17 protein-coding genes are annotated in these 14,968 nt (G+C 49.7%); 14 read left to right on the top strand and 3 right to left on the bottom strand.

The features are described 5' to 3' along the window. Positions 1 to 112: 112 nt before the first annotated feature. Both yjbE and pgi read right to left on the bottom strand, forming a co-directional pair. Positions 113 to 355, bottom strand: coding sequence for an exopolysaccharide production protein YjbE (gene yjbE, locus C3D30_RS00200; protein ID WP_000757333.1), 243 nt, complete (start codon positions 353 to 355; stop codon positions 113 to 115). A 511-nt stretch (positions 356 to 866) separates the two neighbouring features. Then, on the bottom strand, positions 867 to 2,516 hold the full coding sequence (gene pgi, locus C3D30_RS00195) for a glucose-6-phosphate isomerase (protein ID WP_000789996.1): 1,650 nt from the start codon (positions 2,514 to 2,516) through the stop codon (positions 867 to 869). Between the two features lie 293 nt (positions 2,517 to 2,809). On the opposite strand from pgi, the gene lysC reads away from it, so the two are divergent. Beyond that, a complete protein-coding gene (gene lysC, locus C3D30_RS00190; protein WP_001112918.1) occupies positions 2,810 to 4,159 on the top strand; it encodes a lysine-sensitive aspartokinase 3 in 1,350 nt (449 codons plus the stop codon). 54 nt (positions 4,160 to 4,213) lie between these two features. Here the strand turns inward: lysC and C3D30_RS00185 are convergent, their stop codons facing one another. Further along, on the bottom strand, positions 4,214 to 4,561 hold the full coding sequence (locus tag C3D30_RS00185; RefSeq protein WP_000619864.1) for a Mor transcription activator family protein: 348 nt from the start codon (positions 4,559 to 4,561) through the stop codon (positions 4,214 to 4,216). Between the two features lie 537 nt (positions 4,562 to 5,098). On the opposite strand from C3D30_RS00185, the gene C3D30_RS00180 reads away from it, so the two are divergent. From C3D30_RS00180 to C3D30_RS00115, 13 genes are all read left to right on the top strand, one after another. After that, complete coding sequence (locus C3D30_RS00180; RefSeq protein ID WP_016159867.1) at positions 5,099 to 5,386, top strand: putative holin; 288 nt, start codon at positions 5,099 to 5,101, stop codon at positions 5,384 to 5,386. A gap of 2 nt (positions 5,387 to 5,388) precedes the next feature. Next, positions 5,389 to 5,994: a transglycosylase SLT domain-containing protein gene (locus tag C3D30_RS00175; RefSeq protein ID WP_016159866.1), complete on the top strand. Its 606-nt coding sequence runs from the start codon at positions 5,389 to 5,391 to the stop codon at positions 5,992 to 5,994. A 12-nt stretch (positions 5,995 to 6,006) separates the two neighbouring features. Further along, the gene (locus tag C3D30_RS00170) at positions 6,007 to 6,321 is read left to right on the top strand and encodes a membrane protein (RefSeq protein WP_000777272.1); all 315 of its coding nucleotides are present in this window, start codon (positions 6,007 to 6,009) and stop codon (positions 6,319 to 6,321) included. Between the two features lie 145 nt (positions 6,322 to 6,466). Next, positions 6,467 to 6,922, top strand: a complete 456-nt coding sequence (locus C3D30_RS00165; RefSeq protein WP_105286299.1) for a Gp37 family protein — start codon at positions 6,467 to 6,469, stop codon at positions 6,920 to 6,922. Next, positions 6,919 to 7,116: a hypothetical protein gene (locus C3D30_RS00160; protein ID WP_016159864.1), complete on the top strand. Its 198-nt coding sequence runs from the start codon at positions 6,919 to 6,921 to the stop codon at positions 7,114 to 7,116. Before C3D30_RS00165 ends, C3D30_RS00160 begins: the two co-directional genes overlap by 4 nt. Next, positions 7,106 to 8,530 carry a phage tail sheath subtilisin-like domain-containing protein gene (locus tag C3D30_RS00155; RefSeq protein ID WP_016159863.1) on the top strand — a complete coding sequence of 475 codons (1,425 nt, stop codon included), beginning with the start codon at positions 7,106 to 7,108 and terminating at the stop codon, positions 8,528 to 8,530. The genes C3D30_RS00160 and C3D30_RS00155 overlap by 11 nt, the downstream gene beginning before the upstream one ends. After that, positions 8,530 to 9,054, top strand: a complete 525-nt coding sequence (locus C3D30_RS00150; RefSeq protein ID WP_000907501.1) for a phage major tail tube protein — start codon at positions 8,530 to 8,532, stop codon at positions 9,052 to 9,054. The genes C3D30_RS00155 and C3D30_RS00150 overlap by 1 nt, the downstream gene beginning before the upstream one ends. 50 nt (positions 9,055 to 9,104) lie before the next feature. Continuing rightward, complete coding sequence (locus C3D30_RS00145; protein ID WP_016159862.1) at positions 9,105 to 9,422, top strand: phage tail assembly protein; 318 nt, start codon at positions 9,105 to 9,107, stop codon at positions 9,420 to 9,422. 190 nt (positions 9,423 to 9,612) lie between these two features. Continuing rightward, a complete protein-coding gene (locus tag C3D30_RS00135) occupies positions 9,613 to 11,973 on the top strand; it encodes a phage tail tape measure protein (protein WP_105286298.1) in 2,361 nt (786 codons plus the stop codon). After that, a complete protein-coding gene (locus C3D30_RS00130) occupies positions 11,973 to 12,926 on the top strand; it encodes a phage tail protein (protein ID WP_105286297.1) in 954 nt (317 codons plus the stop codon). Before C3D30_RS00135 ends, C3D30_RS00130 begins: the two co-directional genes overlap by 1 nt. Continuing rightward, positions 12,926 to 13,135, top strand: a complete 210-nt coding sequence (locus C3D30_RS00125) for a tail protein X (protein WP_016159859.1) — start codon at positions 12,926 to 12,928, stop codon at positions 13,133 to 13,135. The genes C3D30_RS00130 and C3D30_RS00125 overlap by 1 nt, the downstream gene beginning before the upstream one ends. Continuing rightward, entirely contained in the window at positions 13,123 to 14,163 is a 1,041-nt protein-coding gene (locus C3D30_RS00120) for a phage late control D family protein (RefSeq protein ID WP_105286296.1), read from the top strand. Before C3D30_RS00125 ends, C3D30_RS00120 begins: the two co-directional genes overlap by 13 nt. Positions 14,164 to 14,172: 9 nt before the next feature. Continuing rightward, positions 14,173 to 14,874 carry a phage baseplate assembly protein V gene (locus C3D30_RS00115; protein WP_016159857.1) on the top strand — a complete coding sequence of 234 codons (702 nt, stop codon included), beginning with the start codon at positions 14,173 to 14,175 and terminating at the stop codon, positions 14,872 to 14,874. Positions 14,875 to 14,968 lie beyond the last annotated feature (94 nt).

Raw genomic sequence — 14,968 nt, 5'->3', positions numbered from 1 at the left:
ACTCTTCTCCAGAGGGGCAGAATAACCACACCGGAGTGTGGTTATGGTAAATCCCTTCATACTTCAAGCCACAGATGCAATGACTCGAATTATTTTGGGGATACATACGTTATTACTGGGTACTGGTGGTCGTGGTTGTGGTGGTCCCGGTATTAGAACCATCGCCGCCACCGGTTGCCGCGAGCGCGACACCCACCGCCGAGCTTACGGTGCTGACGCTGGTCGCGGAGGAACTACCCGCCGAAACCGACGTTGCTGCCGACCCTGCCGCTTCGCCCACCTGTACAGGTGCAGCCCACGCAGAAGTCGCCGCAAGCGCAGATATGGCAAAAATGCCATACAGAACTTTTTTCATAACAATTTCCCTTCATTGAATGAATGGAGATTTACCCAAAAACATTTCGGGCGGAATCGAGTATACACAACTAAAGCATGTGGATTACGGCGTGGGGAATTAGTTATGGGGTTTTAGGATAATTGGAATGAATAGCAATTATATATTTTTTATTATATATAAATAATCATGTTAATCATGAGGTTAAAATAAATACAAAAGCGATTAACCTGCGTATATTCCGAAATGATTACAGACTGAAAATCTATTTTAGGATTAACCTCACGGTATGATTTTCGTTAAATCACAGACAAGAGGATTTATCTGATAAAACAATGCCGACTTATAGTCGGCATTGTTATTAAGGTTATTTAATCAATCGTGCTATGTATTAATTGCCGAATACGATGTACATATCGGCATCGACCTGTAGGCCTGATAAGACGCGACCGCGTCGCATCAGGCACCGGTTGCCGGATGCGGCGTAAACGCCTTATCCGGCCTACGTAGCGACATCAGGTATGCACGATGATTAACCGCGCCACGCTTTATAGCGGTTAATCAGACCATTGGTCGAGCTATCGTGGCTGCTGATTTCTTTGTCATCTTTCAGCTCCGGCAGAATGCGGTTAGCCAGCTGTTTACCCAGCTCCACGCCCCACTGGTCAAAGGTGAAGATGTTCAGGATCACGCCCTGAGTAAAGATTTTGTGCTCATACAGCGCAATCAACGCCCCCAGGCTGAACGGGGTGATTTCGCGCAGCAGGATGGAGTTGGTCGGACGGTTACCTTCGAACACTTTAAACGGCACTACATAGTCGAGCGTCGCCGGATCTTTACCCTGATCGCGATATTCCTGCTCTACCACTTCGCGGGATTTACCAAAGGCCAGAGCTTCGGTCTGAGCGAAGAAGTTAGACAGCAGTTTCTGGTGGTGATCAGAGAGCGGGTTATGGGTGATAGCTGGCGCGATGAAATCGCATGGCACCATTTTGGTTCCCTGGTGGATCAGCTGGTAGAACGCGTGCTGACCGTTAGTACCTGGCTCACCCCAGATAATCGGGCCAGTCTGGTAATCCACGACGTTACCGTTACGGTCAACGTACTTACCATTAGACTCCATATTGCCCTGCTGGAAGTACGCCGCAAAACGGTGCATATACTGGTCATACGGCAGAATCGCTTCAGTTTCTGCGCCAAAGAAATTGTTGTACCAGATGCCAATCAGCGCCAGCAATACAGGCAGGTTTTTCTCTGCTGGAGTAGTGGAGAAATGCTTGTCCATGGCATGTGCGCCGGAAAGCAGTTCAACGAAGTTATCAAAGCCGATGGAGAGAACAATCGACAGGCCAATCGCTGACCACAAAGAGTAACGACCGCCGACCCAGTCCCAGAACTCGAACATGTTGGCGGTATCAATACCAAACTCGCCAACGGCTTTCGCATTGGTGGAAAGCGCCGCAAAGTGTTTCGCAACGTGCTTCTCATCACCTGCCGCTTTCAGGAACCAGTCACGTGCGCTATGGGCATTGGTCATGGTTTCCTGAGTGGTGAAGGTTTTAGACGCCACCAGGAACAGCGTCGTTTCTGGGTTCACTTTTTTCAGCACTTCTGCGATGTGAGTTCCGTCAACGTTAGAAACAAAGTGCATGTTCAGGTGATTTTTGTACGGACGCAGTGCCTCAGTCACCATGTACGGGCCGAGGTCAGAACCGCCGATACCGATGTTCACCACGTCGGTGATTGCTTTGCCGGTATAACCCTTCCACTCACCGGAAATAATCGCTTGCGAGAAGGTTTTCATCTTCTCCAGCACCGCGTTGACTTCCGGCATTACGTCTTTGCCATCAACCAGAATCGGCGTATTGCTACGGTTACGCAGTGCCACGTGCAGCACGGCACGGTTTTCGGTGCGGTTGATCTTCTCGCCAGAGAACATCGACTTAATCGCGCCCGCCAGATCGCACTCTTTCGCCAGATCCTGCAATTTCGCCAGCGTTTCTTCGGTGATGCGGTTTTTGGAGTAATCCACCAGCATCTGATCGTCGAAGGTTGCGGAGAACTTAGAAAAACGATCGCCATCTTTAGCAAAAAGATCGGCGATCGTAACGTCTTTCATTTCATCGAAGTGTTTCTGTAGTGCCTGCCAGGCAGCGGTCTGCGTTGGATTGATGTTTTTCATTAGCAATACTCTTCTGATATTGAGAATTGTGACTGTGGAAGATTGTAGCGCCAGTCACAGAAAAATGTGATGGTTTTAGTGCCGTTAGCTCAGCTAACTACTGAAGAGGATAAAAAGTATAGACGTTATAAGCACAATTTCTGACCACGCCCGCTGCATGAATAATCCGCATAATCCCAGCGTTGACACACTCCCCTACACCTTTTATTTATAAATACGGTCTGCGCCTGCACCGGTTTCTATTTTGCCTTTGTGCCAAGGTCGCTTCTTTCATTCCCTGACACGAGGTTGTTATGCCCGATATTGTTGTCTCCAAATTTGGTGGTACTAGCGTGGCTGATTTCGACGCCATGAACCGCAGCGCCGACATTGTGCTTTCTGATGTGAATGTTCGTTTGGTTGTGCTTTCTGCTTCTGCGGGGATTACTAACCTCCTTGTCGCACTGGCTGAAGGTCTGGAACCGGTTGAGCGTTTCGAAAAACTCGATGCTATTCGCAATATTCAGTTCGCCATTCTGGAGCGTCTGCGTTACCCGAACGTCATCCGTGAAGAGATTGAACGTTTGTTGGAGAACATTACTGTTCTGGCCGAAGCGGCGGCACTGGCAACATCTCCGGCACTGACGGATGAACTGGTCAGCCACGGCGAACTGATGTCTACTCTGCTGTTTGTTGAAATCCTGCGCGAACGCGATGTCCAGGCGCAGTGGTTTGATGTGCGTAAAGTGATGCGTACCAACGACCGTTTTGGTCGTGCGGAGCCAGATGTTGTTGCACTGGCGGAACTGGCTGCGTTGCATCTGACTCCACGGCTCAGTGAAGGTTTAGTCATCACCCAGGGCTTTATTGGTAGCGAAAGTAAAGGGCGTACAACAACACTTGGACGTGGCGGCAGCGATTATACGGCAGCCTTGTTGGCGGAAGCCTTACACGCATCTCGCGTTGATATCTGGACTGACGTCCCTGGCATCTACACTACCGATCCACGCGTGGTGCCGGCAGCAAAACGCATTGATAGAATCGCTTTTGAAGAGGCCGCTGAAATGGCGACCTTTGGCGCGAAAGTGCTGCATCCAGCGACGTTGCTGCCCGCAGTGCGCAGCGATATTCCGGTGTTTGTCGGTTCCAGCAAAGACCCACGTGCTGGCGGTACGTTGGTGTGTAATAAAACCGAAAATCCACCGCTGTTCCGTGCACTGGCTCTGCGCCGTAAACAAACGCTATTAACCCTGCACAGCCTGAATATGCTGCATTCCCGTGGCTTCCTCGCGGAAGTTTTCGGTATCCTCGCGCGGCATAATATTTCGGTGGATTTAATTACTACGTCCGAAGTGAGCGTGGCATTAACTCTTGATACTACTGGTTCAACTTCTACCGGCGATACATTGTTGACGCAATCACTGCTGATGGAGCTTTCAGCACTGTGCCGTGTAGAAGTGGAAGAAGGCCTGGCACTGGTGGCGCTGATTGGTAATGACCTATCCAAAGCCTGCGGCGTCGGCAAAGAAGTATTTGGCGTACTGGAACCGTTCAACATCCGCATGATTTGCTACGGCGCTTCCAGCAATAACCTGTGCTTCCTGGTGCCAGGTGCTGATGCAGAGCAGGTAGTGCAGAAATTGCATAGTAATTTGTTTGAGTAAACGACCAGTACAGGTGAATAGCGACCCACGTCGCTATTCACCATGCCGGATCAATTACGAATTACTACGGCGCTGTTGCTTTTCCGCATGTACGCGTTTCACTATCTTATAAATCCATTGCAACGTCAGATTATATTTCTTCGCTAATTCGGCGTAGTTGCGACCATCGCACTCGCTATAGATTTGGTAGTCACGCTCCGACGCCCGTCCGGAGATCCCTTTCGGGAAATAAATGCTTTGCCCACCCCAGTTACGCATCATTCGGTCGGCAATGGCAAAGCCCACATTTTCCGCCGATGAACTGTCGAGATTGATGCTCTCAATCAGAACTTGCGATGCATGAAACGCCAGGTCGTTAATGATCTCCGGTGTCCGGGCCATCTCTTTTGATTTTCGTATCATTTTTCATCTCCATATATCTTGCATCCTGTATAAGACCCGATGCGTGTAAAACCACGGATATACGCTAAGCAGTTGTCATTACTGCTACTCAATACATTCAACAAACAAATAAACAATCACCAAAAATATAAATTTTTAATATCAATGAACGTCATAAATTCACAAAATAAATATATTGTTTGCGTTATGTTTCTTGTCAACTGGAGTATCATTTTACACGATACTGTATGTGCATACAGTATTATTTTTACCTGTAGTGTAAAAAGATCGTTTCCCTCACAGTCGCTGACTTTCTTAAACAAACTTTAAAAATCAAATGACTATGGGCTATTCCTACGATTCACCATCCTCTTTTCCCTGCATAATGACGCGCTTATTCTCCAGGACACCTTTTGCTCTTTTATTAATGGGTGGATTTATTAGCAAGCATGTTCATTTATAGAGGATCTATTTTTTAAAGTTATTTATTAAAGCTTTTTTCATTCTTCACTGGAGGGATCTGGCAACACTAAACGCTCACTTATCAGGAGATATCGTATGAAAAAAGTCACTTTTCCCCGTCTTTCCGGCTGGCTGGTCGCTTCCGTCGCGCTGTTTGTCGCGATCGGCTGGACATCTTCCGCACAGATCCCGGTTGTCATTTATAAACTAAGTCTGGTTTCGCTCGCCGCTGTGCTGGGATACTGGCTCGATCGCAGTCTGTTTCCCTGGGCGCGGCCTGACTCATTTTGCCCCTGGGAAGAGGCGCGATGCTGCGCGGCGGCAATGATTCGTCGGGCTATCATCGTTGCAGCCGTCTGCCTTTCCGTCGCGTTAGGACTTTAGTGATGCAGGTAAAATTTCTCGCGCTAATTACTCTGTTCGCGTTCTTCCCGCTTAACGCATCTGAACCGCCGCGAGCATCTCTGGCATGGCGAAACGAACTGATTCGAACTGCACGAGAAGTCTGGGGACTGAACGCCCCGGTGGCAGACTTCGCCGGGCAGTTGCACCAGGAATCAGCCTGGCAGCCAATGGCGCGTTCCCCCGTCGGCGCACAGGGTATGGCGCAATTTATGCCTGCCACAGCGACATGGATAAGCCAGTTGTATCCACAGCTACGTGAAAACAAGCCCTATAACCCAACCTGGGCGATTCGCGCATTGGTGCAATATGACCAGCATTTGTGGAAAAACATCTCGGCGAAAAATGGCTGCCAGCGTATGGCGTTTACCCTAAGCGCCTATAACGGTGGTCAGGGATGGGTTAATCGGGATAAAAAACTGGCCGCATCCAAAGGGTTAGATGCCACCATCTGGTTTGGTCATGTTGAGCACGTCAACGCCGGGCGTAGTGCCGCAAACTGGCGAGAAAATCGTCACTATCCGAAGATGATCCTCTATCAACATGCCGCCCGCTACTTACTCTGGGGGCAGGCAAGCTGTCTTCACTAATCAGAGGGGCCGATGAAACTCAGTATCGATTTTTGGGAAGTGATCTCCCTTATGCTTTCCTTCGTTGGATTAATGTTTGCTGCCGGAAAATTGCTGTTAGCGCAAATTGAAAAAAGACTTAATGAGCGTTTTGAATCTCTGGAAAACGCGCGCCGGGAATCAGAAACAAGCTGGTCGAAACTGGAAAGAGAATTTCTCGAATTTCGTGCCGAGCTTCCGCTGCATTATGTCCGCAGAGAAGATTATCTTCGTGGCCAGGCAGTATTAGAAGCAAAGCTGGATGCCTTATATAGCAAAATAGAGCTATTACAACGTGGCAGCTATTAAATACATCCCCACCTTTACGTAAGTGTGGGGATTTTTATAGCCATTCAATTTTTTCTCTAAATCACATTAAAAGATTCTTCACCTTCACTGCTTCAGAATACATTTCAACGATAACGAAGTGAGCAGTAATTAAGGAACACCCTATATGGAAATTTTATCTGTAATTAATTCTGTTGTGACCAGATTACGTGAACAGAATCCCGAAATGGACGTATTTATTTCATCGGTTGATGCCAATAAATATATTCCGCAGACGCAGCAAGTTACAGTGATTATTAATTATAGCGGTTCTCTATTTGCCATGCCTGAAAGCAGTGATGCCCTCGTGCAACAGCAAACGCTCCGTTTAACTGCCACCGTTATTGTTGGCAAAAATTGTGGCGCGTTAAACGCACTGGATCGCATACGCAGCGCATTGGGGGGGATCCAGCTTCCTGATTGCGAGCGTCTTCTTTGGCTTGAAACAGAAATCAATGCAGGCGAGAGCGGTGGTTTCTGCCGCTACATCATGGAAATGGCGACCAGATCGCTGTTTATCGCAAAACGGGAAAGCACGGACCTTACCCTGCTTACTGAAGTTAATTACGAGGAAACTGAATGAAATACATCTACAACGGCCCGGCAAGCGGCGTCACCCTTGCCGACGGACAAGAAATCTTATTGTGGCCGAACAGTGAAATTGATCTGCCAGAAGAAAACGAGTGGGTTATGACCATGATTGCCCGCAATCACCTGACTCCTGTCATCACTCAGGAAGAACAAAATAACGGAGAGGAAATTGTACATGGCAGCTAATTACCTGCACGGTGTAGAAACCATTGAAATTGAAACCGGTCCGCGCCCGGTTAAAGCGGTAAAATCCGCTGTAATCGCTTTAATCGGTAGTGCACCATGCGGTCCGGTAAACAAACCAACATTGTGCCTTTCTGAAAGCGATGCCGCGCAGTTTGGCTCGACTCAGGCTAACTTTACTATCCCGCAGGCGCTGAAGGCGATTTATGACCACGGCGCCGGTACGGTGGTGGTGATTAACGTACTGGATCCGGCAAAACATGGCTCCAGCATCAGCAATGAGAGTATCACTTTTGATTCCAACAACCAGGCAAAACTGGCTCATCGTGCGGTGCGCAATGTCGTCCTGAAACCCTCTTCAACATCAGCCACTACGTATAGCAGCGCAGCGTTTCATGTTGATGAACAAACAGGAATAATCACTCGTGCAGAAACTGAGATCCCTGCCGGAGCGAAAGTTTGCGCCTATTACTCATGGGCCGATCCAACAAAAGTTACCGCAGCCGATATTATTGGCGCCGTTAATACCGCAGGCGATCGCACGGGGATGAAACTGCTACAGGATACCTATAACCTGTATGGTTTCTACGCCAAAATCCTGCTTGCTCCCGTTTTCTGTACGCAAAAATCGGTCACCACCGAACTGATTGCTCAGGCGGAAAAACTCGGTGCTATCGCCTACATTGACGCCCCAATCGGTACTACATTCCAGCAGGTACTGGCTGGTCGCGGCTCGAAAGGCGCAATCAACTTCAACACCAGTTCTGACCGTGCGCGTTTGTGCTATCCGCACGTCAAAGTTTATGACGGCTCAACCAACCAAGAAGTTCTCGAACCGCTATCTTCACGCGCTGCCGGACTGCGTGCCAAAGTAGACCTGGAGAAAGGTTTCTGGTGGAGCAACTCAAACCAGGAAATTCAGGGCATTATCGGTATCGAACGTTCACTTTCCGCAATGGTTGATGACCCGCAAAGTGAAGTGAATCAGCTCAACGAAAACGGCATTACCACAGTTTTCAATAGTTACGGCTCTGGTCTGCGTTTATGGGGCAACCGCACTGCGGCATGGCCAACCGTGACCCATATGCGTAACTTTGAAAACGTTCGCCGCACGGGTGATGTGATTAACGAGTCGATCCGTTATTTCAGCCAGCAGTATATCGATATGCCGATTAATCAGGCGCTAATTGATGCCCTGACCGAGTCGGTAAATACCTGGGGCCGTAAGCTGATTGCCGACGGCGCACTGCTTGGCTTTGAGTGCTGGTACGATCCGGCGCGAAATTCACCGACCGAACTCAGTGCCGGGCATTTATTGCTGAGCTATAAATTCACCCCGCCACCGCCGCTGGAACGTCTGACGTTTGAAACTGAAATTACCTCTGAATATTTAGTCTCTCTGGAGAGCAATAGCTAATGGCTGGAAAAATTCAAATTAACCGTATTACCAATGCCAATATTTATCTCGATGGTAATAACCTTTTAGGTCGTGCAACCGAAATTAAATTACCGGATGTCAGTTTAATTATGCAGGAGCATAAAGCACTGGGCATGGTCGGCAAAATCGAACTCCCGGCAGGTTTCGATAAACTGGAAGGGGAAATTAAATGGAACTCCTTTTATCAGGACGTCATGCGTAAAACGGCAAACCCGTGGCAGGCGGTAGCATTACAGTGCCGCTCCAGTATTGATTGCTATAACTCCCAGGGGAAAGCGAATCAATTAGCGTTAGTCACTCATTTGACTGTCATGTTTAAAAAGAATCCATTGGGAACATTTAAACAGAATGAAAACCCGGAATTCAGCAGCGCCTTTGGTTGTACCTATATTAAACAGGTGGTCGATGGTGAAACGCTGCTGGAACTGGATTACCTGGCGAATATTTTCCGCGTTAACGGCGTGGATCAATTAAGTACCTATCGCAATAACATCGGTGGCTAAGTTATTCGGGGCTACGGCCCCGATTTCCGCATGACCAATAAGGATACAAAATGAAAGAACATTATACCTTACAGTTCCCGTTTACTTCAGCGGCGGGAGACGTAATTAACACTCTGCAATTACGTCGCCTGAAAGTAAAAGATATGCGCAACGCGCGCCGGATCAGCGAAAAACCAGAAGAATGGGATGAACCGCTAATGGCTGCAATGACCGGACTGGTGCCAGAAGATTTAGCTGAAATGGATTTGCTGGATTACCAGGCATTGCAGAAACGATTTCAATCCATGCTTAGCGTGGCTACAGAATCCGCCACTGTTATGGCAAGCGATGGCGTTACTGGCGAGATGGTTTCGCTTTCCGCCCAGTGAGATAGACGCCCTTACCGTCGATGACTTTAGCAACTGGCTGGATGAAGCCAACGCCCAAATAAAAATCGAATATGACTCGCAGACCTGATGTCTGCGAGTTTCCCAAGCCCGTCAGGTTTATTTCTTCCCTGCCCCTTTTTTTTAGAAAAATAACCAGCGGGCCATTATCAATATTTAAAGAGAAACAATTTTGGCCAACGATATTATTACCCAGCTTCAGGCGCGTAATGAGACGTTGACGCAGGCAATAGCCCGTTACGGCTCACTCAACGCCAGAACATTGTTAACTCTCTCTACTCAGCAAGCGACAGTTATCAAACTAACGCAGCGACTTGCCGATTCCGCTCTCCGCCTGGAGGAAAATAGCCGCAGCCGCGCTAATCTGATGGAGAAAACCCAAACATTTGCCGGGCAATTTAGCAAAGTATTCAATGTTGAAGCCCCCGACTGGAAGTTGCCGTATGAGTTTCAGGACAATATGGTCAATATGGCGACCAAAGGTGGGATGAGTGATGCCACTCGCGAGACGCTCAGCCTGAATCTGCGCGACTGGAGTATGGATTTTAACCAGCAGCAGACCACGTTACAGTCCGCCGCTCTGACCTTAGTTGAAGGCAACATATCGTCCTTGCAGGATCTCAACCGCTATATGCCGGAGATCGCCAAAGCCGCCACCGCCACGCGCGACAGCGCCGAAACATGGGCGAAAGCCGCGCTCGCGACTCATGATCGACTGAATATTGCCCCGGAAAATTTCCACACTGCGCAAAACATGATGTACAGCGTTACCAAAAGCGGTGGGCCTGCCATTGCCGAACAAACGCAGTGGATAGAGAAATTTGCAGGTAAAACCGGCGCTCAGGGTCTGGAAGGTATGGCTGAACTGACCGCCACCATGCAGATCGCCATGAAAAACGGTGCCAGCGCCAGTGCAGCGGCGGAGAATTTCGACCATTTTCTACAAACCACCTTTTCGAAAAAAACCGATAGCTGGTTCGCCAGCCAGGGCGTCGATCTGCAAGGTTCTCTGCTTGAGCATCAGCAAAACGGTATGGGTGTTAGCGAAGCTATGACTCATATCGTGCAAATGCAGCTTGAGAAGATGAATCCGGCGATCCTCGATACCTTCAAACGCACCATGCAGATTGAAGATTTATCTGCCCGCAGCACTGCGCTGCAATCGATGGTGACGCAGTTTAATCTGGGCGAAATGTTCGGCGATGCGCAAACGGTGGAATTCCTGGCCCCTATGCTGGCGAATATGGAAGAGTATCGCCAGCTAAAAGCCTCTGCCATGCAAGCCACCAGCAAGAATCTGATTGATGCCGACTTTTCTGCGCAAATGGCTTCGCCCATTGAACAGACTAAAGCGTTACAACTGGCGTTAAATGATTTATGGCTCAGCATTGGCTTGCAGCTTATGCCGGCGATTGGCGAGCTGGCGCAAAGCCTTGCGCCGGTTATTCGCCAGTTCAGCGCCTGGCTACGCGAACACCCGGCACTAGTGCAAAACATTGCGAAAATCGTCGGGGCGATTTGGCTGTTTAACGGTGCGCTGAATGTTTTAAAGCTGGGCGCGAACTTCATCGCCTCGCCGTTTATTCGTCTGGTCGATATCTTCCTGAAAGTCAGGGCAAGTCTGGCGCCCGGAGGCGCAGCGAGTAAGGTGCTATCGGCGGTTAAGTCATTGGGTGGCGGCGCAAAATGGCTAACGCAACTGCTTGGTCGTGGCCTGAGCGGAGCATTGAAACTGGTTGGTCGGACCGTTCTCTCACTAGGCCGGGTGCTACTGATGAATCCCATTGGTCTGGTCATCACTGCGATTGCGGGCGCGGCTTATCTGATTTATCGCAACTGGGAACCTATCACCAGGTTCTTTTCCGCCATCTGGAAACGTATTACCACGGCCTTTGACGGTGGCATTGCAGGTATTAGCCGGTTGATTCTCGACTGGTCGCCACTGGGGCTGTTCTACAGCGCCTTTTCCGGTGTGATGAATTGGTTTGGTGTTGAGATGCCTGCGAGTTTTAGCGAGTTCGGCAGCAATATACTGGGTAGCCTGGCCGACGGCATAATGAATGCTTTCCCCGCTCTGAAAGGCATTATTGATCAGGTCAAAAACGCCATGCCAGACTGGCTAAAAGCCACAATGGGGATCGGCACAGAAGCATCGGCTGCGACTGTTACAGGCACGACTAATACCGCATCAGTCTCCCCCGCGACCGTTGTTCCAGGCGTTGCCGGTGCGCTTTTAACGCCGCCTGTGGGCAAACAACTCGCGCCATCCAGCAAAACGACAACGCCGTCATCGGCGCCAGTGGCAAAACCCGCGTCGGCCTCTTTACCAGGTAAATCCGTAACCAAACCGGCGACGCTACCCTCCCGTTCCCCAGGAAAAGTCCAGGTGAATTTTTCGCCACAAATTACCGTGCAGGGTAACGGACAAAACACCACTAAAGACATTCAGAACGTATTGACGATGAGTAAACGCGAACTGGAAAGAATGATTAACGACGTAATGGCGCAGCAACAGCGCCGGGGGTATGCCTGATGTATGCCGTTTTAGGTGAGATTGAATTTAAAGTTGTCACATTCTGGGATGGCTTTAAAAGCACAATGGGCGTGGATTACGCCACACATGCCCGTATTGAAGGCAAACCTGGCGTGCAGTTTATTGGCGATAAGCTGGACATGCTGGCGCTGGAATTTTTCCTGCACAGCCAGTTTTGCCAACCCACAACAGAGCTGAATCGACTGCGTGAAGCCATGCTTGCCCACAAAGCAATGGCGCTGGTGTTTGGCAACGGTGATTATCGCGGCTGGTTTGTAATTACAGAGTTAACCGCCACTCACCAGCACACCGATCCCTGGGGCAATGTGATTGCCCAAAGCGGAACAATGTCGCTCCAGGAGTATACCGGCGATCCGAAAAACCCACTCCTGCCCCCGGCGATTACCACCCAGGAGCCTAATATTGACGAAAAGGCGAGCGATTTTCCGGACAAGGTGGAGTCCTGGTTGGATCAGATATTGAACGCCATTGAAGAAGGTATGCGCAAAGCCAAAGAGATGCTCGATGAACTGGCGCAATCCATTGAAGATATTAAAAAAACAGTGGCAAAGGTCAAAGCACTGATTAAAGAGGCCAAAGCGTTAAAAGAAAAGTGTGAAAAGATAATTAAGTCGTTGAAAAAGACTATCGATGCCATCGAAACCCTGTTTAAACAGCCGATGGATCTGCAAACGCTGGCAGGATTACCAAAAGCGTTGTCGGCGCAGATTAAAGCATTGCTGGGTAGCCTGCCGGGTATCCGCGACTGCGCCAAAGACGCCGGGACACTGGTTGACCATGCACAAGAACTGTTTGGCAGCATCACCAGCGCCATCGCCGAAGCAACTTTCGATAAAGCCACAACGTTGGTTGAGCAGGCGCGTACAACGGTACAGCAAACCACTCCCGCAGTGACTCAGCTCGCTGCCGCGACCATTACGAGGAGCTGGTAATGCGATACCTTGAACATATCACCACCGACGGCGAACGCTGGGATAACCTGGCATGGCATTACTACGGTGATGCACTGGCTTATGAACGCATTATCGCCGCCAATCCACATGTCGCCATTTACCCGGTACTGCCTGCCGGTATTCAGCTCATTATTCCGGTCATTACCGTCAACAAGACCGTATCGGAGATCCCACCATGGCTGAGATAAGCGTAACTGGCGGCGTCTTTGCCACGCTCGCGCCCATTTTTACCCTGTGGTATGGGCATAAAGATATCACTTATGACATCACGCCTTATGTCACCAGCATCAGTTACCAGGACAGTATTAAAAACGAGTCGGATACCATCGCGATCACACTGGATGACACCGATGGACGCTGGATAAAAGAGTGGTATCCCGGCAAAGGCGATACGCTGGCGCTACATATGGGTTATCAGGGGGAAAAACTGCTCGATTGTGGTCAATATATCATTGATAAAATTGACATTTCAGCACCACCTTCCACGGTAAATATTGATGGCATCGCCACTTCCGTCAATCAGGCGCTGCGCACCCGTAACAGTCAGGGCTTTGAAGAGACAACGCTTTCAGCCATCGCCAGCCGTATCGCGCAAACTCACGGCCTGACGCTGGTGGGCAAAATCGAGCCGCTGACGATTGACCGGGTGACACAGTACGGCGAAACCGATGTCGGATTTCTCAAGCGCCTGGCCAGCGAATATGGCTATGCGGTAAAGGTGACCACCAAAGAACTGATTTTTTCGCATTTACCCACGCTGCGCTGCCTGGCGCCGGTGAAAAAGATCGACCGCAAAGACGTTTCGCATTTCACCTTCAAAGATACCATTAACCGCATCTACAAAAACGCCACCGTACAGCATCAAAATAGTAAGAAAAAAGAACTGGTTATCTACACTCACGACAGCCAGCAAAAGCCGTCTGCCCGTGGAGTCGGCACCAGTGCCGACACGCTGAAACTGAACAGTCGGGCGCCGGACGTTGGCGCGGCACAGGCAAAGGCCAACGCCGCGCTCGACAGCCACAACGAATATCAACAAACCGGAACGCTCAGGATGATGGGCTGCCCGGAACTGACGGCAGGCAATAAAATCGAGCTAACCGATTTTGGTGTGCTTTCCGGTCAGTGGCTGATTGATAAATCTACTCACAGTTTTGTGCGCAGCGGCTATACCACTGAAATCGACGTTTCACGCGGGCCAGCGACCAGCCAGTAAGGAGGCAATATGAAAGGAGTAACCCGGCAAACGGGGATTATCAGCGATATTGACGAAACCAGCGTTCGGGTGCGGGTCACGCTACCAGAGTGTGACAATCTGAAGAGTAACTGGCTTGCGGTGCTGCAGCGCAATTCTCAGGACAATAAGGATTACTGGCTACCGGATATGGGCGAACAGGTGGAAGTTCTGCTGGATGATAACGGTGAAGATGGCGTGGTGCTGGGCGCAGTATATTCAACGGTAGATACCGCGCCAGTAGCATCGCGCGACAAACGCTATGTCCAGTTTTCTGATGGCGCAGCGTTTGAATATGACCGCAGCACCCACCAGCTTACGATTAATGGTGGCATCGAAAAAATCGTGATTGAGGTTATTGACCGTACCAGCCTGACATCGCCCAACGTTGAGGTTAAAGCCCAACACGTCACCGTGACTTCCGACACTGTTGATGTGAAAGCCACCGATGTCAGCATTGAAGCCAGTAAGGTCGATGTTAAAGCGGCAGCAGTGACGGTAGATGCGCCCATGAGCACCTTTACCGGCAACGTCACGGTGATGAAAAAACTCACCTGGCTTGGTGGCATGGCAGGAAGTGGAGGCATCGGCAACGCCGCCACGATAACTGGCAATGTTAATGTGATTGGTAACGTTCAGGCCAGCGGCACATTGCAGGACAGCGGTGGCAACTCCAACCACCATTCACACTGACGTTTAACCCGCCTGATGGCGGGTTTTCTCTTTTTAATCAATCAGTTTTTTAAATCGCTTTAATATCCCCGCCGCCTGTTCAGGGCGAAAATAC

The sequence above is a fragment of the Escherichia sp. MOD1-EC5433 genome (assembly GCF_002966005.1).
GTDB classification, from domain to species: Bacteria; Pseudomonadota; Gammaproteobacteria; order Enterobacterales; family Enterobacteriaceae; genus Escherichia; species Escherichia ruysiae.
Note: the sequence above shows the minus strand (reverse complement) of the source record. Positions and strands in the feature narration are given on the sequence as shown.

Excerpts from the sequence above, each read along its gene's own strand:
- yjbE (WP_000757333.1), bottom strand. The coding sequence starts at position 355 with ATGAAAAAAGTTCTGTATGGCATTTTTGCCATATCTGCGCTTGCGGCG.
- pgi (WP_000789996.1), bottom strand. The coding sequence starts at position 2,516 with ATGAAAAACATCAATCCAACGCAGACCGCTGCCTGGCAGGCACTACAG.
- lysC (WP_001112918.1), top strand. The coding sequence starts at position 2,810 with ATGCCCGATATTGTTGTCTCCAAATTTGGTGGTACTAGCGTGGCTGAT.
- C3D30_RS00185 (WP_000619864.1), bottom strand. The coding sequence starts at position 4,561 with ATGATACGAAAATCAAAAGAGATGGCCCGGACACCGGAGATCATTAAC.
- C3D30_RS00180 (WP_016159867.1), top strand. The coding sequence starts at position 5,099 with ATGAAAAAAGTCACTTTTCCCCGTCTTTCCGGCTGGCTGGTCGCTTCC.
- C3D30_RS00175 (WP_016159866.1), top strand. The coding sequence starts at position 5,389 with ATGCAGGTAAAATTTCTCGCGCTAATTACTCTGTTCGCGTTCTTCCCG.
- C3D30_RS00170 (WP_000777272.1), top strand. The coding sequence starts at position 6,007 with ATGAAACTCAGTATCGATTTTTGGGAAGTGATCTCCCTTATGCTTTCC.
- C3D30_RS00165 (WP_105286299.1), top strand. The coding sequence starts at position 6,467 with ATGGAAATTTTATCTGTAATTAATTCTGTTGTGACCAGATTACGTGAA.
- C3D30_RS00160 (WP_016159864.1), top strand. The coding sequence starts at position 6,919 with ATGAAATACATCTACAACGGCCCGGCAAGCGGCGTCACCCTTGCCGAC.
- C3D30_RS00155 (WP_016159863.1), top strand. The coding sequence starts at position 7,106 with ATGGCAGCTAATTACCTGCACGGTGTAGAAACCATTGAAATTGAAACC.
- C3D30_RS00150 (WP_000907501.1), top strand. The coding sequence starts at position 8,530 with ATGGCTGGAAAAATTCAAATTAACCGTATTACCAATGCCAATATTTAT.
- C3D30_RS00145 (WP_016159862.1), top strand. The coding sequence starts at position 9,105 with ATGAAAGAACATTATACCTTACAGTTCCCGTTTACTTCAGCGGCGGGA.
- C3D30_RS00130 (WP_105286297.1), top strand. The coding sequence starts at position 11,973 with ATGTATGCCGTTTTAGGTGAGATTGAATTTAAAGTTGTCACATTCTGG.
- C3D30_RS00125 (WP_016159859.1), top strand. The coding sequence starts at position 12,926 with ATGCGATACCTTGAACATATCACCACCGACGGCGAACGCTGGGATAAC.
- C3D30_RS00120 (WP_105286296.1), top strand. The coding sequence starts at position 13,123 with ATGGCTGAGATAAGCGTAACTGGCGGCGTCTTTGCCACGCTCGCGCCC.
- C3D30_RS00115 (WP_016159857.1), top strand. The coding sequence starts at position 14,173 with ATGAAAGGAGTAACCCGGCAAACGGGGATTATCAGCGATATTGACGAA.